The sequence below is a fragment of the Brevundimonas albigilva genome (assembly GCF_023503965.1).
GTDB lineage: Bacteria > Pseudomonadota > Alphaproteobacteria > Caulobacterales > Caulobacteraceae > Brevundimonas > Brevundimonas albigilva.
The window spans coordinates 1,774,569-1,793,994 of sequence record NZ_CP097298.1 but is presented as its reverse complement, the minus strand read 5'-3'; the positions used below and the strand labels follow the sequence as shown (position 1 = coordinate 1,793,994).

22 protein-coding genes, 1 tRNA gene and 1 pseudogene are annotated in these 19,426 nt (G+C 69.2%); 10 read left to right on the top strand and 14 right to left on the bottom strand.

What is annotated here, in order from left to right; genetic code table 11:
- Positions 1 to 25: 25 nt before the first annotated feature.
- Together MU852_RS09570 and MU852_RS09565 are read right to left on the bottom strand one after the other, a co-directional pair.
- Positions 26 to 481, bottom strand: coding sequence for a MaoC family dehydratase (locus tag MU852_RS09570; RefSeq protein WP_249749405.1), 456 nt, complete (start codon positions 479 to 481; stop codon positions 26 to 28).
- 53 nt (positions 482 to 534) lie between these two features.
- Entirely contained in the window at positions 535 to 1,515 is a 981-nt protein-coding gene (locus MU852_RS09565) for a threonine ammonia-lyase (protein ID WP_249749404.1), read from the bottom strand.
- A 46-nt stretch (positions 1,516 to 1,561) separates the two neighbouring features.
- Here MU852_RS09565 and glpK point away from each other — a divergent pair, with 46 nt between their 5' ends.
- The 3 genes from glpK to MU852_RS09550 all read left to right on the top strand — a co-directional run bounded on the left by glpK (position 1,562) and on the right by MU852_RS09550 (position 5,071).
- Positions 1,562 to 3,109 (top strand): glycerol kinase GlpK, encoded by a 1,548-nt coding sequence (gene glpK, locus MU852_RS09560; protein WP_430641220.1) that lies wholly within the window; start codon positions 1,562 to 1,564, stop codon positions 3,107 to 3,109.
- A gap of 29 nt (positions 3,110 to 3,138) precedes the next feature.
- Complete coding sequence (locus MU852_RS09555) at positions 3,139 to 4,215, top strand: phosphotransferase family protein (protein ID WP_249749402.1); 1,077 nt, start codon at positions 3,139 to 3,141, stop codon at positions 4,213 to 4,215.
- 82 nt (positions 4,216 to 4,297) lie between these two features.
- Positions 4,298 to 5,071: an SDR family oxidoreductase gene (locus MU852_RS09550; protein ID WP_249749401.1), complete on the top strand. Its 774-nt coding sequence runs from the start codon at positions 4,298 to 4,300 to the stop codon at positions 5,069 to 5,071.
- Between the two features lie 6 nt (positions 5,072 to 5,077).
- On the opposite strand, the gene MU852_RS17400 is transcribed toward MU852_RS09550, so the two are convergent.
- From MU852_RS17400 to prfA, 3 genes are all read right to left on the bottom strand, one after another.
- Positions 5,078 to 5,311, bottom strand: coding sequence for a DUF1223 domain-containing protein (locus tag MU852_RS17400; RefSeq protein ID WP_488225923.1), 234 nt, complete (start codon positions 5,309 to 5,311; stop codon positions 5,078 to 5,080).
- Positions 5,299 to 5,826: a DUF1223 domain-containing protein gene (locus tag MU852_RS09545; RefSeq protein WP_283843574.1), complete on the bottom strand. Its 528-nt coding sequence runs from the start codon at positions 5,824 to 5,826 to the stop codon at positions 5,299 to 5,301. Before MU852_RS09545 ends, MU852_RS17400 begins: the two co-directional genes overlap by 13 nt.
- Before the next feature lie 67 nt (positions 5,827 to 5,893).
- Entirely contained in the window at positions 5,894 to 6,961 is a 1,068-nt protein-coding gene (gene prfA, locus MU852_RS09540; protein WP_249749400.1) for a peptide chain release factor 1, read from the bottom strand.
- Positions 6,962 to 7,146: 185 nt separating this feature from the next.
- Here prfA and MU852_RS09535 point away from each other — a divergent pair, with 185 nt between their 5' ends.
- From MU852_RS09535 to MU852_RS09520, 4 genes are all read left to right on the top strand, one after another.
- Positions 7,147 to 7,740 carry a response regulator gene (locus MU852_RS09535; protein ID WP_249749399.1) on the top strand — a complete coding sequence of 198 codons (594 nt, stop codon included), beginning with the start codon at positions 7,147 to 7,149 and terminating at the stop codon, positions 7,738 to 7,740.
- A 60-nt stretch (positions 7,741 to 7,800) separates the two neighbouring features.
- Positions 7,801 to 8,241 carry an RrF2 family transcriptional regulator gene (locus MU852_RS09530; RefSeq protein WP_249749398.1) on the top strand — a complete coding sequence of 147 codons (441 nt, stop codon included), beginning with the start codon at positions 7,801 to 7,803 and terminating at the stop codon, positions 8,239 to 8,241.
- Between the two features lie 34 nt (positions 8,242 to 8,275).
- Positions 8,276 to 9,052: a sulfite exporter TauE/SafE family protein gene (locus MU852_RS09525; RefSeq protein ID WP_249749397.1), complete on the top strand. Its 777-nt coding sequence runs from the start codon at positions 8,276 to 8,278 to the stop codon at positions 9,050 to 9,052.
- A gap of 86 nt (positions 9,053 to 9,138) precedes the next feature.
- Complete coding sequence (locus MU852_RS09520; RefSeq protein WP_249749396.1) at positions 9,139 to 9,375, top strand: DUF6356 family protein; 237 nt, start codon at positions 9,139 to 9,141, stop codon at positions 9,373 to 9,375.
- A gap of 16 nt (positions 9,376 to 9,391) precedes the next feature.
- Here the strand turns inward: MU852_RS09520 and ispG are convergent.
- The 5 genes and pseudogenes from ispG to MU852_RS09495 form a co-directional block, all read right to left on the bottom strand.
- Positions 9,392 to 10,513, bottom strand: a pseudogene (ispG, locus tag MU852_RS09515) (flavodoxin-dependent (E)-4-hydroxy-3-methylbut-2-enyl-diphosphate synthase); the annotation flags it as partial.
- A gap of 69 nt (positions 10,514 to 10,582) precedes the next feature.
- Positions 10,583 to 11,086, bottom strand: a complete 504-nt coding sequence (locus MU852_RS09510) for a DUF1543 domain-containing protein (RefSeq protein ID WP_249749395.1) — start codon at positions 11,084 to 11,086, stop codon at positions 10,583 to 10,585.
- An 11-nt stretch (positions 11,087 to 11,097) separates the two neighbouring features.
- Positions 11,098 to 11,598, bottom strand: coding sequence for a Rossmann-fold NAD(P)-binding domain-containing protein (locus tag MU852_RS09505; RefSeq protein ID WP_249749394.1), 501 nt, complete (start codon positions 11,596 to 11,598; stop codon positions 11,098 to 11,100).
- A gap of 47 nt (positions 11,599 to 11,645) precedes the next feature.
- Positions 11,646 to 12,755 carry an FAD/NAD(P)-binding protein gene (locus MU852_RS09500; protein WP_249749393.1) on the bottom strand — a complete coding sequence of 370 codons (1,110 nt, stop codon included), beginning with the start codon at positions 12,753 to 12,755 and terminating at the stop codon, positions 11,646 to 11,648.
- 104 nt (positions 12,756 to 12,859) lie between these two features.
- Positions 12,860 to 13,633, bottom strand: a complete 774-nt coding sequence (locus tag MU852_RS09495) for a DUF1810 domain-containing protein (protein WP_249749392.1) — start codon at positions 13,631 to 13,633, stop codon at positions 12,860 to 12,862.
- A 103-nt stretch (positions 13,634 to 13,736) separates the two neighbouring features.
- On the opposite strand from MU852_RS09495, the gene MU852_RS09490 reads away from it, so the two are divergent.
- Positions 13,737 to 14,063: an energy transducer TonB gene (locus MU852_RS09490; RefSeq protein WP_249749391.1), complete on the top strand. Its 327-nt coding sequence runs from the start codon at positions 13,737 to 13,739 to the stop codon at positions 14,061 to 14,063.
- A gap of 843 nt (positions 14,064 to 14,906) precedes the next feature.
- Here MU852_RS09490 and MU852_RS09485 read toward each other — a convergent pair.
- The 3 genes from MU852_RS09485 to MU852_RS09475 all read right to left on the bottom strand — a co-directional run bounded on the left by MU852_RS09485 (position 14,907) and on the right by MU852_RS09475 (position 16,923).
- A complete protein-coding gene (locus MU852_RS09485; protein WP_249749390.1) occupies positions 14,907 to 15,680 on the bottom strand; it encodes an acyltransferase in 774 nt (257 codons plus the stop codon).
- Positions 15,681 to 15,966: 286 nt separating this feature from the next.
- Positions 15,967 to 16,479, bottom strand: coding sequence for a hypothetical protein (locus MU852_RS09480; RefSeq protein WP_249749389.1), 513 nt, complete (start codon positions 16,477 to 16,479; stop codon positions 15,967 to 15,969).
- A gap of 198 nt (positions 16,480 to 16,677) precedes the next feature.
- Complete coding sequence (locus tag MU852_RS09475) at positions 16,678 to 16,923, bottom strand: XRE family transcriptional regulator (protein ID WP_249749388.1); 246 nt, start codon at positions 16,921 to 16,923, stop codon at positions 16,678 to 16,680.
- Positions 16,924 to 17,158: 235 nt separating this feature from the next.
- On the opposite strand from MU852_RS09475, the gene MU852_RS09470 reads away from it, so the two are divergent.
- Positions 17,159 to 17,644, top strand: a complete 486-nt coding sequence (locus MU852_RS09470) for a hypothetical protein (RefSeq protein ID WP_249749387.1) — start codon at positions 17,159 to 17,161, stop codon at positions 17,642 to 17,644.
- 391 nt (positions 17,645 to 18,035) lie between these two features.
- Entirely contained in the window at positions 18,036 to 19,157 is a 1,122-nt protein-coding gene (locus MU852_RS09465) for a tyrosine-type recombinase/integrase (RefSeq protein ID WP_249749386.1), read from the top strand.
- Positions 19,158 to 19,242: 85 nt separating this feature from the next.
- Here MU852_RS09465 and MU852_RS09460 read toward each other — a convergent pair.
- Positions 19,243 to 19,317: transfer RNA gene (locus MU852_RS09460), tRNA-Val, on the bottom strand.
- Between the last annotated feature and the right edge of the window lie 109 nt (positions 19,318 to 19,426).

Sequence of the window (19,426 nt, the reverse complement as noted above, 5' to 3'; positions counted from 1 at the left end):
TTCCGGGCCTTTTCCTTTGGCCGCCTCAGCCGCCGACCATCTGCATCCCCAGCCATTCCGCGATCAGGGCGGGCTTGTCGCCGCCCTCGATCTCGACCGTCAACTCGTGCTTGAGCAGCCAGCGGCCGCCGCCCTTGTCCTCGGCCGACAGCAGCTTGAACCGGCCGCGCACGCGCGATCCCGCCGGGACGGGCGCCAGGAAGCGCAGCTTGTCGAAGCCGTAGTTGACGCCCATCACGACCCCGTCCAGCGGCGCGACCGCGTCATAGCTCATGGCCGAGGCCAGGCTGAGGGTCAAGAAGCCGTGCGCGATCGTCCCGCCGAACGGGGTTTTCTTCGCCGCCTCCGGATCGACGTGGATGAACTGGTGGTCCTCGGTGCAGTCGGCGAAGGCGTCGATGCGCGCCTGGGTGATCTCGAACCATTTCGAGACCCCGACCTCCTGCCCGATCAGGCCCTGCAGTTCGCTGGTCTTGGGCATCCTGTCCTCCCGTTGTTCGCGCCACCTTCCCCGAAGCGGGGCGCGAAGGGAAGTCAGGCCTGAAAACGCCCCTCGATGATGGCGGCGAACAGGCCGGGGTCGACGTTGCCGCCCGACAGGACGACGGCGGTCACCCGATCCTTCGCCTCGATCTTTCCGGCCAGCAGGGCGGCCAGCGACACGGCCCCGCCCGGCTCGACCACCAGCTTCAGATGACGGAACGCGAAGGCCACGGCCTCGGCCACCTGGGCGTCCGACACCGTCAACGCCCCGGCGCAGCGCCGGTTGATCGGAAAGGTCAGCTCGCCGGGCATGGGCGCCATCAGCGCGTCGCAGATCGACGGCGGCCCCTGGGGATGGGCGACGCGTTCGCCGGCCGCCAGGGAGCGGGCCGTGTCGTCGAAGGCCTCGGGCTCGACCACGACGACGTCCGTCTGCGGACTGCGCTCGGCCATGACCAGGTTGATCCCCGCCATCAGCCCGCCGCCCGAGGCGCCGCACAGCAGTTGGTCGATCGTCCCGTCGGCCTGGTCCAGCATCTCCAGCGCCGTCGTGCCCTGGCCTTCGATGACGAAGGGGTCGTCGAACGGCGGCACCAGGACCGATCCGCGCTGGGCGGCGATTTCGGCCCCGATGGCCTCGCGGCTCTCGCTCCAGCGGTCGTAGAAGCGCACCTCGCCGCCGAAGGACCGCACGCCCTCGACCTTCACCGCGGGGGAATCCGCCGGCATGACGATGATGGCCGGCGTCCCGACCAGGCGCGCCGCCGCCGCCACGCCCTGCGCGTGATTGCCCGAGGAGAAGGCCACGACCCCGCGCCGCCGTTCGTCCTGGTCCAGACGGCTGATGCGGTTGTAGGCGCCCCGGAACTTGAAGGCGCCGGCGCGTTGCAGGGTTTCCGCCTTCATCAGCACCCGGCCGCCGATCCGCTCGTTCAGGGCCGGGCTCTCGACCAGCGGGGTGCGGACGGCGACGCCCTCGATCCGGCGGGCGGCGTCCAGCACGCCTTCATAGCTGGGCAGGCGGTTCGTCATGTGCTCCCCTTAGCGTAAAGCCTATCGGGAGAGAAACGACTTGAGCCTGATCCTCGCCATCGACCAGGGCACCACCTCCAGCCGCGCCATCGCCTTCGAGGTTACGCCTCGAGCAGCGCGAAGCGCGGTGGGCGAACCAACAGGCCGGGGAGGAGACCTGCACCCCCTTTCCGTCAGCCAGATCGAGCTGGCGCAGCACTTTCCGCGCTCGGGCTGGGTCGAGCACGACGCCGCCGAGATCTGGACCGCGACGCTGCAGACCTGTCGCGAAGTGGTGCGCCAGGCGGGCGGGATCGGCCGTTTCGCCGCCATCGGCATCACCAACCAGCGCGAGACGGCGGTGATCTGGGACGCCGCGACGGGCGAGCCTCTGCACCGCGCCATCGTCTGGCAGGACCGGCGCACCGCCGACGTCACCGCCCGGCTGGCGGCGGCGGGCCACGAGGCGACGGTGCAGCGGGCGACCGGCCTGATCCTGGACCCCTATTTCTCGGCGACCAAGTTCGCCTGGTTGCTGGACGCCGTGCCGGGCGCGCGAGAGCGGGCGGCGCGGGGCGAGGTCCTGCTGGGCACCATCGACGCCTGGCTGATCTGGAAGCTGACCGGCGGGCGGGTCCATGCGACCGACGCCACCAACGCCGCCCGCACCAGCCTGATGGACCTGAAGACCCTGGAATGGCGCGAGGACCTGTGCGCCCTGTTCGACGTGCCCATCCAGGCCCTGCCCCGCATCGTCGGCTGCGCCGAGGTGATCGGCGAGAGCGAGCCGTCGCTGTTCGGCCGCGCCCTGCCCGTCGCCGGATCGGCCGGGGACCAGCAGGCGGCCCTGGTCGGTCATGGGGCGCTGAACCCCGGCGACGCCAAGATTACCTACGGCACCGGCGCCTTCCTGGTCGCCAATGTCGGGGCCGAACCGGTCGCCTCGACCCGGCGCCTGCTGGGCACGCTCGGCTTCGCCACCCGGACCGGGACGCAGGGCCGCACGGCCTATGCGCTGGAGGGGTCGATCTTCTCGGCCGGCTCGGCGATCCAATGGCTGCGCGACGGGGCGAGGATGATCTCGGAATCCCGCCAGTCCGAGGCGATGGCGCAGGGGTTGCCGGACAACGGCGGCGTCTATCTGGTCCCCGGCTTCACCGGCCTGGGCGCGCCGTGGTGGGAGCCCGAGGCGCGCGGGACCGTGGTCGGCCTGACCCGCGATTCCGGCCCGGCCCATTTCGTGCGCGCCGCGCTGGAGGCCCTGGCCTATCAGACCCGCGACCTGCTGGACGCCCTGGCCGACGACGGGGCCCCGCCCCTGACGACGCTGAAGGTCGACGGCGGCGTCACCGCCAACAGCTTCGCCATGCAGTTCGTCGCCGACATCTGCCAGGTGGCGGTCGAACGTCCCGCCTTCCAGGAGATGACGGCGCTGGGCGCCGCGCGCCTGGCCGCGTTCGGCGTCGGCCTGATCGACGACTTGGAGCATCGCCCGGCCGAGGCCCCGGCCGTCTGGACCCCGCGCATGGACGCGAGGGAGCGCGAGCGGCTGCTTTCCGGCTGGCGCCGCGCGGTGAAGGCGGCCATCATCGCCGCGCCGGAACGCGCGTCCTGAAGAACGCCGACGGACCAAGGGGAGACAGGATGACCGACGCCGCCGCCATGAACCCGCAGGACGCCTTTTCCGGCACGCGCGAGGTCGATCCCCGCTATCGGCTGGACGAGGCGGCGCTGGACGCCTGGATGACGGCCAACGTCCCGGGCTACGCCGGCCCCCTGACGGTGCGCCAGTTCAAGGGCGGCCAGTCGAACCCCACCTATGAGCTGACCACCCCCGGCGGCGCCTATGTGCTGCGGCGCAAGCCGCCGGGCGTGCTGCTGCCCAGCGCCCACGCCGTGGACCGCGAGTTCACCGTCATCTCGGCCTTGAGCGCCCAGGACTTCCCGGTGGCCCGGCCCTACGCTCTGTGTACGGACGATGCGGTCATCGGCTCGATGTTCTATGTCATGGACAAGGTCGAGGGGCGTGTCTTCTGGGACCTGAAACTGCCCGGCTTGGCCCCGGCCGAGCGGCGCGCCATCTACGAGGCCCAGACGGATGCGCTGGCGCGGCTGCACGCCTTCGACCCCGCCGCCATCGGCCTGGCCGACTATGGCAAGGCCGGCAATTACTTCGCCCGCCAGGTCGGCCGCTGGACCAAGCAGTATCGCGCGTCAGAGACCCAACCCATTCCGGCGATGGACCGGCTGATCGCCTTCCTGCCCGACAGCCTGCCGCCCGAGGGCCCCAGCCGCATCGTCCACGGCGACTTCCGCCTGGACAACATGATCCTGGCGCCGGACGCGCCCCAGGTCCGCGCCGTGCTGGACTGGGAGCTGTCGACCCTGGGCGATCCGATGGCCGACTTCTCCTATCTGCTGATCGCCTGGGCCATTCCCGCCAGCCTGCGCAACGGCCTGGCCGGCGCGGACCTTCAGGCCCTGGGCATTCCGTCGGTCGAGGAGACGGTCGACCGCTACGCCGCCGCCACGGGCCTGCGCCCGGCCAACCTGGAGTGGCTCTACGCCTACAACCTGTTCCGCCTGGCGGCCATCTGCCAGGGCATCGCCGGCCGCGTCCGCGACGGCACGGCCGCCAGCGCCCACGCCAAGACCATGGCCGCCCAGGTCGGCCCCCTCAGCGACGCCGCCTGGGCGTTCGCGAAGACGGCGGGCGCCTGACGTCGATTGAGGGGTCCGAACGTCGCCAGACACGCCCGGATCGGCGCCGCACGCTGAAGCCTCCACACATCAGGAGGTTTCCATGCTCACCCACCCTCTGCTGGCCGACAAGGTCGCCATCGTCACCGGCGCGAGTTCCGGCATCGGGGCGGCGGCCGCCCGACTGTTCGCCGCCTCCGGCGCAGCGGTCGTCATCTCGGCGCGACGGGACGACCGACTGGACGCCGTCGCCCACGCCATCCGCCAGGAAGGGGGCCGGGTGGTCCCGGTCGCCGGGGACGTGCGTGATCCCGACCTGGCGGATCGGTTGGTCTGCACGGCGACGGACGTCTTTGGCGGCCTGGACATCGCCCTGAACAACGCGGGCGACATCGGGACGAACGCCGCCGTGCCCGACCTGTCGCTGTCCGACTGGACCGCCGCGCTGGACGTCAATCTGACGGGATCGTTCCTGGGCGCCCGGGCGCAGATTCCCGCCATGCTGGCGCGGGGCGGCGGGTCGCTGATCTTCACCTCCACCTTCGTCGGCCATTCGGTCGGAATGCCGGGCATGGGCGCCTACGCCGCCGCGAAGGCGGGCCTGATCGGCCTTTCGCGGGTGATCGCGGCGGAGTTCGGTTCGCGCGGTCTGCGCAGCAACTGCCTGTTGCCGGGAGGGGTCGACACCGAGGCCGGCCGCGCCTTCGCCACGACGCCGGAGATCGTCGCCTTCGTGGAACAGCTGCATGCGGTGAAACGGATGGCCGCCGCCGAGGAGATCGCCCGCGCGGCCCTGTTCCTGGCGTCGGAGGCGTCCAGCTTCGTGACGGGATCGGCCATGCTGGTCGATGGCGGCGTCACCATCACCCGCACCTGACGATCTCTAGTCCTTCACCGCCGCGCCGATGATGCGGCGGTCCGTCTTGCCCTGGATCAGAACGGCCACGGCGTCGCCGTTCGCCGTCTGGGGCAGGGCGTAGAGCATCGGGCGGCCGCGCCATTCGCCCAGGCGCGTGACCTCGCGCACCACATTGACGTGGCGCACGGTGCGGCCGCGGTTCTCGCCCTCGCGCACCTCCACCGTCTGGACGCCGGGGGTGTAGGTCACCGCCAGCACCTCGGCGCCGCCGGCGGGGGCCCGGCCCGAGCCGACGCCGACGCGGTCGCCGGTCTCGCGGAACTCGATCTCGGGGGCCAGACCTGGCGCGACGCTTCCTGGACGATGGCGGCCTCCAGCTCCAGGCCGCGCGCGCCCGAGACCTGGCGGCGGCCGTCGATGACCACCTGGGGCGTGGACACGCCGCGCTGGTGCAGGGCGGCGCGGTAAGCCCTCTGGCGCTCGCCGAAGGCCGGCTGGGCGAAGGTGTCGGGCCAGCCCAGATAGTCCCAGTAGTCGACGCCGTAGGTCAGGGCGATCACGCCCGGCCCCGCCGCCGCCCGTTCGACCGTGGCGTTGGCGTCGACGCAGCCGCCGCAGCCCTGGGCGGTGAACAGCTCCACCACCACCGGCGCGGCGCCGCGCAGGACGACGCGCGGCCGCTCGGGACGCGCGCCCGCCGGCTGCGCGGCCGATCCGACCGTCAGCAGGGCACCGGCCGCCGCCGCCGCTATGACCCCAGCCCGAAACTTCATGCCGACAGTCCTAGCCCCCGAGGCCGGCGTCACCGCTCATTTTCGCGTGAGCGGCGGATCGCCCGCCTCAGGCGAACTCGGCCTCCAGGTCCGCCAGGCGCGCGGCCTGGTCTTCGGCGATCAGGGCGTTCAGGACCGGGTCCAGGTCGCCTTCCAGGATCTGCGGCAGGCTGTGCAGGGTCAGGCCGATGCGGTGATCGGTCACGCGCCCCTGCGGGAAGTTGTAGGTGCGGATGCGCTCGGAGCGGTCGCCCGAGCCGACCTGGGACTTGCGCGCGTCGGACCGCGCCGCGTCCTTGGCCTGGCGCTGCATGTCGTACAGCCGCACGCGCAGGTTCTTCATCGCCTTGTCGCGGTTCACGTGCTGCGACTTCTCGGAGCTGGTGGCCACGATGCCCGTCGGCAGGTGGGTGATCCGCACCGCCGAGTCGGTCTTGTTGACGTGCTGACCGCCCGAACCGGAGGCGCGGAAGGTGTCGATGCGGATGTCCTTGTCCAGGATCTCGATCTCGACGTCCTCGACCTCGGGCAGGACGGCGACGGTGGCGGCCGAGGTGTGGATGCGCCCCCCCGCCTCGGTGACGGGCACGCGCTGGACCCGGTGCACGCCGCTTTCGAACTTCAGCCGCCCGAACACCCCCTCGCCGGTGACGGTGGCGACGATCTCCTTGTAGCCGCCGGCCTCGCCCTCGGCGGCGCTGTCGACCTCGACCCGCCAGCCCCGGTCCTGGGCGTAGCGCGAATACATCCGGAACAGGTCGCCGGCGAACAGGGCGGCCTCGTCCCCGCCGGTGCCGGCGCGCACCTCCAGCACGGCCGAGGCGTTCTCGTCGGCGTCGCGCGGGGCCAGCAGCAGGGCCACCTGCCGCTCAAGCTCGGGCAGGCGGTCGTTCAGGGCGCGCAGCTCCTCCTCGGCCATCGCCGCCATTTCCGGATCGCCGGTCATGGCCTTGAGGTCGGCCGCCTCGGCCCGCGCGCGCGCCAGGCCCTGGACCGCGTCGGCGACCGGCTTCAGCTCGGCGTGCTCCTTGGACAGGCGCACGATCTCGGCCCCGTCGGTCGCCGCGCCCATCCGCGCCTCCACCTCGTGGAAGCGGTCGAGAACCTGGTCGAGACGGGCCTGGGGCAGTCGCAAGGGATGAAAGGACCTGAGCTTGAGGAAAGGGGGCGTCCTTACCTCGCCGGACCGCGCCCTGTCGATGACCGGCGGCGATCAACCCCGGCGCCGCCATTGTGATCGCGGATAACGATGCCGTCACCCCGCTTCCGTCCGCCGGCCCGATGACCTAGCTGAGCCTCGATCCATCTCCGGGGGCCGCCATGGTCGATCATTCCGCTTCGACGCCCGTCGAACGCCTGTGCCGCCTTTACGACGACCGCATGACCGAGACCGGGGGCGATCTGTCGCCCGAGGACCTGAGGGAGCTGAAGGCCATGGCCGCCATCTACGACCTGGACACCGACCGCAGCCCGGCCGAGGTGTGGCGCGACGTGCGCGCCGTCGTCACCCGGCAGGCGCCGCGCCGGGACGACGACGCCCCCGCCGCGGCGGGCGATCCCGTGACCGTGATGGTGGTCGAGGACGACGCCGAGGCCGCCGCCGACCTGACCGAACTGTTGACCGAGGCGGGCCATCGCGTGGTCGGCCCCTTCCACAACGCGGCCGCGGCCGAGGCGGCGGCCGCCCTGCATCCCATCGACATCGCCCTTCTGGACCTCAACCTGTCCGACGGCGCGACCGGGGTGGACCTGGCCTCGGACCTGACCGACCGGTGGGACGTGCAGGTGGTCTTCATCTCGGGCGACGTGACCCTGGCCGCCCGCCACGCCGACCGGGCCGAGGCCCTGGTGCTGAAACCGTACACCGGCGCCCAGATCCTGGAGGCGGTGACGCGGCTGGGCCCGGCGGCCTGAGGCTGCGCGCGACCGCAGGCGGGGCCTTGCGCCGGGGGCCGGCGCGCGCGATCACGGGCCATGCTGTCCAACCGGTCCCGCTACGCCCTGCGCGCCATGGTCCACCTGGCCGCCCTGCCCGGCGGCGGCCCCGCGACCATCGCCGAGATCGCCGAGGCCGCCAGCGCGCCGAGGAAGTTCCTGGAGGCCATCCTGCTGGACCTGCGTCGGCGGCGTCTGCTGGTCTCGCGGCGGGGCCGCACCGGCGGCTACGCCCTGGCCGCGCCGGCCGACGCCATCACCTTCGCCGACGTGATCCGGGCCCTGGAAGGGCCGCTGGCCCTGGCGCCGTGCGCCTCGCGCACCGCGCCCGGCCCGTGCGAGACCTGCCCCGACGAAAGGACCTGCCCGCTGCGGCCGGTGCTGACCGAGGGGCGCGACGCCCTGGCGGCCGTGTTCGAGACGCGAACCCTTCTGCAGGCGGCCGCCAATTCTTCTCCTATTGACCCGGTAGGGAATTAGACCTCACCTTCGCCCCATCCTCCTGGAGGCGTCCATGCAAGACTTCCTGCTGTTCCTGCTCGTCGGCTTCCTGGCCCAGATCGTCGACGGCGCCCTGGGCATGGCCTACGGCGTCATCTCCTCGACCGTGCTGCTGTCGTTCGGGGTGCCGCCGGCCACCGCCTCGGCCAGCGTTCACGCCGCCGAGGTCTTCACCACCGCCGCCTCGGCCGGATCGCACGCGGCCAACCGCAATGTGAACTGGAAGCTGTTCGCGCCCCTGGCGCTGGGCGGCGTGGTCGGCGGGGGCCTGGGCGCCTTCGTCCTGACCAGCGTGGACGGCGACGTGCTCAAGCCCTGGATCACCGCCTATCTGTCGATCATGGGCCTGGTCATCATCTGGCGCGCCACCAAGAAGACGCGCGAGCGGGTTTTCCCGATCAAGTTCTCGGCTCCGCTGGGCCTAGTGGGCGGGTTCTTCGACGCCATCGGCGGCGGCGGCTGGGGCCCCACCGTCACCACCACCATGGTGGGGACGGGCCAGGATCCGCGCATGTCGATCGGCACCACCAACACGGCGGAATTCTTCGTCACCTCGGCCATCTCGGCCACCTTCCTGGCCGCCTTGCTGACCGGCCACTGGGACCAGGCGGAAGGGTTCGCCTCTCACGCCACGGCCATCCTGGGGCTGATCCTGGGCGGTCTGGCCGCCGCGCCCCTGGCCGGCGTCATCGCCCGCGTGGCGCCCCGCCAGGCTCTGACCTACGGCGTCGGCGTGGTGGTCCTGGTGTCGGCCGGCTACCAGGCGCTGCGGCTGTTCGGGGTGCTGTAGGGCGCGCCGGCTAAATATCTACTTCGTGACTAGACATTGAACGCGTCCGGCGGGACGCTGCCCTTCCCCGGAAAGGAGCGGTGTCGATGCTGAAGTCGTTTTTCCTGTCCCATCCGCGCGCGTGCGGGGAATCCTACGCCGCCCATGCGCGGGTGGCCCTGGGCGTGTCCGCGACCCTGTTCGGCGCGGCCTTCGCGGCCTTGGTCCACGCCGTCGCGCCGGCCCTGTTCAAGACGACGGCCAGCCGCACCGTCATTCGCCTCTATCCGGTCATGGCCGCCCGCAACGTCCAGGCGCGCGACGAGGCGACGGCCCCGGACTAAAGCCCCGCGCGCGCCGTCACTCCGCCGCCTGCGGCGCCGCCCGCGCGGCTTCCAGCTGGGCCGCCTTTTCCTCGACCAGGCCGACGATGTGGTCGATCATCCCGTCGTTGGCCTGTTTGTGGGCGATCTTGCCGTTCAGATAGATCATGCCCGCGCCCTTGCCGCCGCCGGTGAAGCCGATGTCGGTATAGAGGGCCTCGCCCGGTCCGTTCACGACGCAGCCGATCACCGACAGGCTCATCGGCGTCGAGATATGGGCCAGCTTCTCTTCCAGCACGGCCACCGTCTCGATGACGTTGAAGCCCTGCCGCGCGCACGACGGGCAGGCGATGATGTTGACGCCCCGGTGACGCAGGCCCAGCGACTTCAGAATGTCGAAGCCGGCCCTGATCTCCTCCACCGGATCGGCGGCCAGGGACACCCGGATGGTGTCGCCGATGCCGGCCCACAGCATCGAGCCCATGCCGATGGCCGACTTGATCGTGCCGGTGCGCAGCGGCCCCGCCTCGGTCACGCCCAGGTGCAGGGGGCAGTCGATGGCCTCGGCCAGCTGCTGGTAGGCGGCGACGGTCAGGAAGGGGTCGGACGCCTTCACAGAGATCTTGAACTCGTGGAAGTCGTGGTCCTGCAGGATGCGCGCGTGGTTCAGCGCGCTTTCGACCATGGCGTCGGGGCAGGGCTCGCCGTACTTCTCCAGCAGCTCGCGCTCCAGCGAACCGGCGTTGACGCCGATCCGCATCGAGCAGCCGTGGTCCTTGGCTGCCTGCACCACCTCGCGCACCCGATCCGAGGATCCGATATTGCCCGGATTGATCCGCAGGCAGGCCGCGCCGGCCTGGGCCGCCTCGATCCCGCGCCGGTAATGGAAGTGTATGTCCGCCACCAGCGGGACCTTGGCCGCGCGCGCGATTGTGCGGAACGCCGCCGTCGAGTCCTCGTCCGGACAGGACACCCGCACGATGTCGGCCCCGGCCTCCTCCAGCTGGCGGATCTGGTCGATCGTCGCCGCCGCGTCCGATGTCGGCGTGTTGGTCATCGACTGCACGCTGATCGGCGCGTCGCCGCCCACGAGCACCGACCCGACCCGGATCTGCCGGCTCTTGCGACGCTCGATATGGCGCCAGGGACGGACGTGGGTGGATCGCTCATCCCCGCCATATAGGCCCTGACGCCTTCCGGAGCCAGACGCCGGCGTGTCGAATGCGGCCTAGCGGATGGGCATGTAACGGCAGGCGAAGGCCGGATCGTCGGACATCAGGCTGGGCGTCAGGTGGATGTGCAGGCGTTCCCCTTGCGCCGCCGCATCGAGGGCGAAGGCCTGCTCGGCCTCGTAAAGGTCGTCGCGATGGGCGTCGCGCCAGCCCGCGGCGCGGCGGATGGCGCGCGCCTTGGCGCCGGCCAGGTCCTCGGCCACCACGAAGACGTTCCGGTGCTGCTCGGCGAAGGTCGTCCCGTCATAGCCGCCCAGGTTCACATAGTAGAGACGCTCGGGCCCCTCGAACGGTTCGGGCCGCAGCGACACCGCATAGCCGTCCGCCTGGACGATCTCCGACCAGCAGTCGATGTGAAGGCTGCCGGGCTTGCCCCACCACTGCGCCAGGAGCGCCCCATGCGTGGCCTCGATCGTCTCGGCGACGACGAAGCGCATGTCGTGAACCTCGATGTTGGCGCGCGGATGCTCGCCGCCGATGTAGATCGCGAACAGTCTCATGGTCCCGCCGTCTAGGCGACGGCGGGCCATGTGTCGACGGCGCCGCCCTGCGCGGCGAGGACGCACCCGAGATGCCGGCCCACGATCTCGCCCATGTCGCGCGAGCTGGTGACGCCCTGCGCGAAGGGGTGACGCCCCAGGATGAACGGCAGGCTGAGGCAGAAGAGCCGGTCCGCCGGCAGGGCGGCGGCGATCGGCCGGAACAGGTCGTCGACGACGATGCCCCGGCCCGCCCCGCCCGGGTCCCCGGCCGTCTCGTCCCGCACGATCCCCTGCTCGATCAGCGAGAGAAAAGGGAACTGGAGGGCGCTCAAGGGGCGCTGGCCGGTCGCTTCGATGAAGACCGGGAAATGCCGGCTGCGCCCGGCCCGGACCAGGCGCGCGCCGCCTTCGGGACACCGGGTGTCGATCCGATAATCGTCGCCGAGGGCGATCAGGCTCAACCGTCCGGCCCGATGCAGCGCCAGCATCCGCTCCACCGACTCGTGGGGAACCGCGCCATAGGCGTCCACGAACACCGGCTTGAAGCTGCGATTGAAGCGTTCGAAGTCCGTTTCACTCAGATGGGGACGATCGCCGCGATCGGTTCGTGCATCCGCAGGATGGCGTCGCGCCAGGACACCGTGGTCTTCGTCGCATGGTTGGCCCGCGCCTCGGCGAGATTGGCCTCGGCCCAGACAAAGGGGTCCGCGTCGGCGCGCGCCTGGAAATAGGCTTCGCCGAACGGCTCCAGGGTCGCCTGCGCCAGTCCCGTCGCCTCCGCATAGGCGGGGTCGATCCGCAGGAGCTCGCGTCGGAACAGATCGAAGGCGGCGTCCAGCAGGTCGGGCTGACGGCGGTCGATCAATTCGGCGAGCGCCGCCGGATTGCAGACCGCGAGCGGGGCGTGCGGCAGCGGGAAGTAGAAGTCGGCCTCCGGCAGCAGGCCCTTTCTGGACATCAGGGTGATGTGGAAATCCGGCAGGGCCGAACCCGGCCTGTAGGTCAGCGCCTCTCCGTCGCGGACGAAGTCGCCGTGGGCGGCGGCCAGCGCCACGGCGGTGTCGATCGCGGTGAGGGACGACCCGCGGACGCCGATGTCGGTCGGCGGCGCCGCGGCCAGGGCGCGGGCCGGCCAGGGGCTGGTGTAATAGCCGGGCCGCGCCTCCTGGCGCGACGGCCACTGGTGGCCGGTGGCCAGAACGACATGGTCGAACAGGCTCCGGGCCGTCTTCCCGTCGGGGGACGTGAACACGAGCTCCAGGCCGTCCGGCCGGTTGACGGCGTCGACGACGCGGCAGCCGGCGCGAACGTCGATCCGCACGCCGGCCTTGGCGGCCGTGTCCAGCAGGCTCTGGAACTGGCTTTCAAAATACCGCCCCAGGACAAGGCGCGGCAGGAAGGCGCGGTCGCTGACGGCCGCGATGTCGACCCCCATCGCCTCGAGCTCAGCCGGCGACCGGGACTGGAGCCAGGCCAGCAGGGTCTGCGTCAGGGGCGGAATCTCGGCGCTGGCGATGTTGGACAGCATGGCCGGGTCGTTCCAGCCCGGGCGGTAGGGCGTGCCCAGGCCGACGGCGGCTTGGGCCTCGAACACGGTGATGCGCACGCCTCTCGGCCCCTGTCTGAGCAGGGCGTCGAGCGTGTAGAGGGTGGTCGGGCCGGCGCCGACAAAGGCGAGCGATGACATAGCCGCGTCTGAACACGCGACGCGCCCTGACGATCCATTGTGCGGTTCTGTACCCACCGGCGCCGCGCGCCGGCCTCCACGCCGGGTCGCCGCGGACGGATCGTTCAGAGACGATCCGGACCCGCCCGCGCCGCCCGCACCCGGTCCGTCGTCAAGGGGTCCGGCCCAAGATTCCATCTCGCGAGCGCCTCGCCAAAGACGGCCTCGTCCGGCGCGACCGCATGGAACAGCGTCATGGACGATCGGAACTTCAGATCGTCCGGCGATCCGAACACCTGTCGCAATGACGCCGCCGGCGCGGTCGAGGCCGCCCGCGCGGCCTGGCTCAGCCGCGGGCCCAGGATCGGATGGGCCAGATAGGCCCGCGCCTCGGCCAGGGAAGAAACGCCGTAGAGCCGAGCGGTCGACGAACGGCCCAGCGACCTCGCCTGCGGAAACACGAACCACATCCAGTGGCTCGTCTTTCGCCCCACGGCCAGTTCGGCCATGGCGCGGTCGAACACCGGATCCTGCGCCGCCACGAACCGCTGCAGGCCCTCGTTCCACGCGGTCTCCTCCAAGGCGGCGAACCAGTCCGCATAGGGGCTGTTGCGCGCCATTCGCCGGTTCAGATCCGGCGCGCCGTCGTCCCACCAGACCGGCCCGCGTTCGCCCAGCGCGACCTTGGCCTGGTCGACGGCGCGACGCGCCTGCGCCAGACCGTCTGGGTCGCGCGCGGCCAGGGCCGCCCGGACCGACCGCCGCGCCGCCATCAGGTCACGGACCCGCCGTTCGCGTGTCTCGGGCGAGAGCCTGGGATCGGTCCGCCGCCACAGCCGGCCACGCACCACCATGTATCGGCCGTCGGGCGTGACAGGGTCGGTCGGGCGGTCGCTCATGGTCGCACAACGCACGAAGGCGCGAAAAGGCGCGGACCGGAAGGGCGGCGGCGGGAACGGGCGACGGGCCTGGGCGCTTATGCAGGGGAAAGAGACCGTCCCCATGCCCCTCGCCCTGATCCTGGCCCTGATCGCCGCCCCTGCGCCCGCATCGCCCACCGTGGGCGGCGCGCCGGACAAGCCGGCCGACGCGCTGGTCGCGGCCAAATCCGCGACCGACGATCAGGACGCGGTGCGCGTCCGCCTGCGGTGCATCGCCCGGGCGACCGGCGTGGCGTCGGACTGCGTCGTGCTGGACGAGACCCGCCCAGGCCACGGATTCGGCGCGGCCGCTTTGGCGCTGATGAACGGCGCGACCGTCGAACCCGCGCTCGACCAGGGCCGCCCCATCGACACGCCGTTCGAACACACCATCCAGTTCACGCCCTGACAGCACGGCCGGGCGCCCGGCCCAATGGACGAGACGACATCCACGTACGCCACGCAGCCGTTCGCGTGGCAAGCACTGGGTTTCACGGGGGAAAATGGTGGACGCGACAGGGATTGAACCTGTGACCCCTACGATGTCAACGCGGACGTTCTGTGTGTTTTCAGTGGCTTGAAGGTGCGCGGGGCAACTGAAAGGCTATCGTTTGGTCAGAAATGTCCCTGTATCATGGGCTAATCGCGGGCGCAGTCGTTCCGCCTAGGCGGACGGACGACACGCGGGTCTGAGGTCTGAAGCAGGGGCTAGAGGACCCGCGAAGTCTGATTTTAGGCTAGTCAGCCCCCACGCTTTGGCGCTCAAGATGACGCGCCAAGGCCACCTGCGCGAACCTATGTAGGTCGAAATCCGAACTGCCGTAGAGCCTGACTAGGCCGCTTTGGATCATATCTAGGCCAACGTTGGCCTCCTCGGCGATTGCCAGGACTTCTGCGGCGATAGCCTTCGGCAGAAACATAGCCACGACCGGAAAGCGTTCCATGTGAGCACCGCCAAAACCTCCGGCATTACAACTGTTCACTGTCAACGCCCCCAAGGCTGACAGTGCCATCACCGCCCCGATTACCCCGATGTCGAGGCCCCACAAATCTTCTTCGGGGAAGAGGGCTGCTTCGATCTCCTCAGCGTAGCACCTCTTCCGGCCAAACCATTTCGGATCGCTTGGTCACACCCCCGCCCCAGGAAAGCGCGCAACACCGAAGATCCCCCTCCGGGTTGACCGCAGACACCACAACCAAGTCACCAGGAAGGAACACCGGATCACACCCGCACCATCTACGATTGAATGATCTAGACCGTTTGCATGCGGTCTTTTTCAGCCTTGCCGACGCTCTCGAGATTCGTCCTGCCAGCCTCTTCAGGCGACGACACCGCTTCCTCCAGTGCGGGTCGCCGCGCGTTAATCCACTCGATCATCTGAGCAGCGGCCGCTTCGCTAGCGGGAAATTCGTCCACCCACGACACGTTTCCTCGAAGCCGCTTGGCGGGAAGCCCGCCCCACAGCTCGGCAGGCGGAATGTCTGAACTGACATAGGCGCTGCCCGCGACAATGGCGCCGTCCCCGATGGTCACACCCTTTCCAATCCGCGCGCCCTCGCCGATCCAGACGCGATCACCGATGATCACATCAGCCGCATGATTAAGCACCTCGCCGCTGTCCAAATCGATGATCGAGTGATGATCCGATGTGCGGATATGAATGTTTTCGGAGAACAGGCAGCCCGCACCAATCGTGCAGTTGCGACCGCCATGCACCCAGACCCTGACTTGATAGCCCGTGCAGCCAGGCCCCCACGTGAGACTGCCGTCGTCATAGACCGCAGCAATGACATTGAGCATGCCGCTCGCGCTGAATCGCGCCTTGCCATTGGAGCCTATGAAAAGGACCTGGCCCTGCAGACGGCACCCTTCGTCGATCCAGAGGGTGTTCCCGCGGCCCGCAAAATTGACGTGCAACGCAAGCGGCTGAACCACATTCTTGTGAATGAAGATGTCATTTTCGGCGTCCCCTGTGACGTGCATCAAGCCCGCCCCGCCTGCATCCAGTTTAATATAGTCTGACATAGAGCGTCCGCTTCCAGAGGGCGATGCGCCCTTCCCGCTTAGCCATGCATATACGACGCTTCGCGCAATGCATTCAGCCTTCTCCGTTGCGTCCCTGAGATCGCCTTGGTCCCCGGAACGCAGCCTTGGCCGCAAGCATCTTCATCAGTTCGACCGCGCCTTCGTCGACTACGGCGACCGTCGAGCGGGACTGAACGCGGGGGCGGCGTCGGCAGCGTACCAGCCCCGTGCCCACGGTGCAGCAAGGGCCGCCAACTAGGCGGCCGAGACAACGCGCTCCTCTACGCTAAGCGACGGCCCACCATGGCAAATTCGACTTCGGCTTCATCAGTTCGGCGAACGTCCGATCCGCCCGCTCGATGCCAGCCTCAAGCGCCTCGGCAAACGTCGGTGACGCGATCTTCATCAGCTTCTCGAAGGTCAGGCGGTTTTCGGCCTCTCTGGCGTTTCCTGTATGGTGAAACCAGATTTTTGGAGCGATCGTCACTTGGCGGTCAGCGCCTTCACGGTGCTTTTTCACCTGCGGCTTGCCCTCCATGTCCATCATCCCCTTGGCGATGATCTTATCGATCTCGACACGAAGCCAGACCTGGCCCTCGCTTTCGTCGGGCCGCTTGACGATCAGATGCAGGTCAGTCCCCTGGTTCTTCATGAAGGCGCCTTGGGATAGGGCGATGAAGTCGCCGCCCAATGCCTTGTCCAATCGAGCCACGAATTCCGGGTTGGTGTTTGCCTCGTCCCTAAAAGCACGGCGTATCCCTCGGTAGGTGATGCCCTGCGCGGTCCTTTCATAATCCATATCGACACGCTCCTCTGTTAACCGAGGCGGTTAAGCAAGATGCGGTCCATGCGCGCGGCGGAGGGGCCGGCTGGGGGTGAACCCCAGCCCCAGCCGGCCCCTCTCGGGCACTGTCGAGTCACAGTTCGATACTAAAGTGACTCCTGATTGCAGGCTCAGTCAGGGTTTGAGCGGCGCGGATGAATTTCGTGACTCCTTTCAAGGAGTCACGTCAGCCGGATTTGCGTGTGTCCGGCGCCGCGCCAGGGCGGGCTGCAAGGGCGTCGCCAGCCGCACGCCGGCGCCCATGTCGCCTTCGGCCGGCAGGAAGACCGCGCCGGCGGCCTGAAGCGTCGCCACCATCAGCTTGGCGTTCGCGGTGTTGACCGGTGCCGGCCCGTTATCCCCCTCGGCGCGCTTGATCGTGTTCTGCGCTAAGCCAGTGCGCTCGGCCAGGTCCAGCACGGACATGTTCACCAGGCCCCGAGCGGCGCGCAGCTGCGCCCCGGTGGGATGGTCGGCCGGTTTCGTTCGCGGCGTTCTCATAGATTCAATTGACTCTTTAGACCAAGTTTGAATTCGTAGACTCATTCTGAAGAAGGAGTCTTACATGTTGGTTTATGATCCGCCTAATCCTGTCTGCCCTGTGCATGGTGAGCGCCTCCGCCGCTCAACCTGCCCCGCCTGCAACGCCGCCTATATGCGCGACTACCTCAAAGCCCAGCGGCGGCTGAGGCCGGCTGTCGCCTTGCACAGTCGCGCGCGCCAACGCGCGGCGCGCCGTGGTCTGCCGTTCAACCTCCGTGTGAGCGACGTCGTCGTGCCGATGGTTTGCCCCGCCCTGGGGGTGCCGATCATCATCGGCGCCATGCGCTCAGCACACTCGCCGTCGCTGGATCGCATCCGGCCCAGCCTTGGCTATGTCCGAGGCAACACGCGCGTCATCTCCGACAAGGCGAACCGGCTCAAAGGGACGCTGGATGTGGAGGGTCTGATCCGGCGCGCGATTCAGTCCGTCGACCAGCGCCGTGAGGACTACGCCCGGCTGGCGGATTATCTCGAGCGGGAACTTCTGTTGGCCGAGGTCCGACGCAAGGCGGCGCAGGACGGCCGCGCCGGCGCCGAGTGGGCCAAGGTGGCGGCTTTCCTGGACAGGGCGTTTCAAAAGGCCGATTGGCCGCGCTAACGCAGAACATTCCTTTACAATGCAAGTGGTTAGCTTGGATTTCGGCCTTGACGTTCTGAGGCCTGCCGCCTACATCTTAGGAGACGACGACGGAGGACCATGTGCCGCCGCCAGACTGTTCTGGCGGCGCTTAAATGTGTCTTGGTTGGAGTCGATAGATGTCGAGCACGCGAGATCACGAGCCCCTGGCGGGGCGGGCGGGTCGTTCCGTCGCGGACGTTGATCCTCATGCGCCGCTTCTGCTCGGGACCGCCGCCCGGCTGGCCTTTCCTGACGGGGCCGTGAGCGCCGCCACGCTGATGCGGCAACACCGTAAAGGGCTGCTCGTGATTGAGCGTATCGGCAGCCGCTATTTCACCACCCTGACCGCCATCGATGAAATGAGAAGGCTTTGCCGCGTCACGCCGAACCCGTCCGCCTGTGTCTCCGTCGCCGCGCCGGGCGTCCGGCCGTCTACGTCATCCGCGACCGTGGACTTGAGGTCAGCACGGGCTGCGGCCCTGATCGCCAGTCAGAGGCTGAGGAAGCCCTTGCGCGTTACGTAGCGGCCAAGCACACGCCCGATTTCGGCGATGGCGATCCCCGGCGCATCGCCGTAGCCGACTGCCTCACCTACTATCTGGAGAACCTGCGCGACGATCATCGGGGGCCTGAAGCTGTCCATCTGGTTTGGCTGGTGGCGCATTTCGGCGACCTGACCTGTGACGGGGTCAACGCCGAAAGCTGCAAGGCCTATGTGCGTGCGCGCACCCGGGGCGTCATCGGCAGGCGGGCTGTGGCCGAATCTACCGCCAAGCGGGAACTGGACACCTTGTCGGCGGCGCTGAACTACGCCTGGAAGGCTGGCCGAATGGACCGGCCGATCCCTGTGCTGAAGCCCTCCATCGAACTCCAGGAGGCGCGCTGGCTGACCCGCGACGAGGCGGCGCGCTTGGTCCGGGGCGCGCTGGGCTTCACGCCGGCGGGCTTCGATCGCGACGGGCGCGTGACCGGTTGGCGGCGCGAGGCGGCCCCCAACTATCATGTCGCCCGCTTCATCCTGATCGCCCTGTATACGGGCACGCGCCATGCGGCGGTTCTGGGCCTGCGCTGGACTCGGAACGCGGACGCTGGCTCGGTCGATCTCCAGGACAACCGCATCTATCGGCGCGGCCAGTCGGAGCGCGAGACGCGCAAGCGGCGACGTCCCTGCACTATCCCCAGGCGCTTGCTGCCGCACCTGCTGCGCTGGCGTCGGCTAACGATCCATGGGCCCTGCGAATACGCCGGCGAGATCATCCAGCGTCAGAAGACCGGCTTTGAATCCGCCCGCCGGCTCGCCCAACTGGATGAGGACGTCACGCCGCACACGCTCAAGCACACCTGCATCACCTGGCTGCTGCGGGAAGGGGTGTCGACCTGGGACGTCGCGGGGTTCACGTCCACCAGCGAGGCGTTGATCCGCCGCGTCTATGGCCACCACTGCCCGGACCACATGGAGGGGGTGCGCAACGCCTTCAGCCGGCGCCGCTGACGCGCTTTAGGGGCGTTTCACGGGCGAAACACGGGCGACTAAGACCCTCTCGGGTCCGTGGTCGGCAATAACTGTTTGAAAAGAATGGTGGACGCGACAGGGATTGAACCTGTGACCCCTACGATGTCAACGTAGTGCTCTCCCGCTGAGCTACGCGTCCGCCGGTGCGGTCCGGGGCGATCGCCCGGACGGGAAGGGCGGTCGTATAGCGGCGGACAGGGGCGGCTTCAAGCCCCATCTGACGTCCGCCGCGCGATTGTTTCCGACGC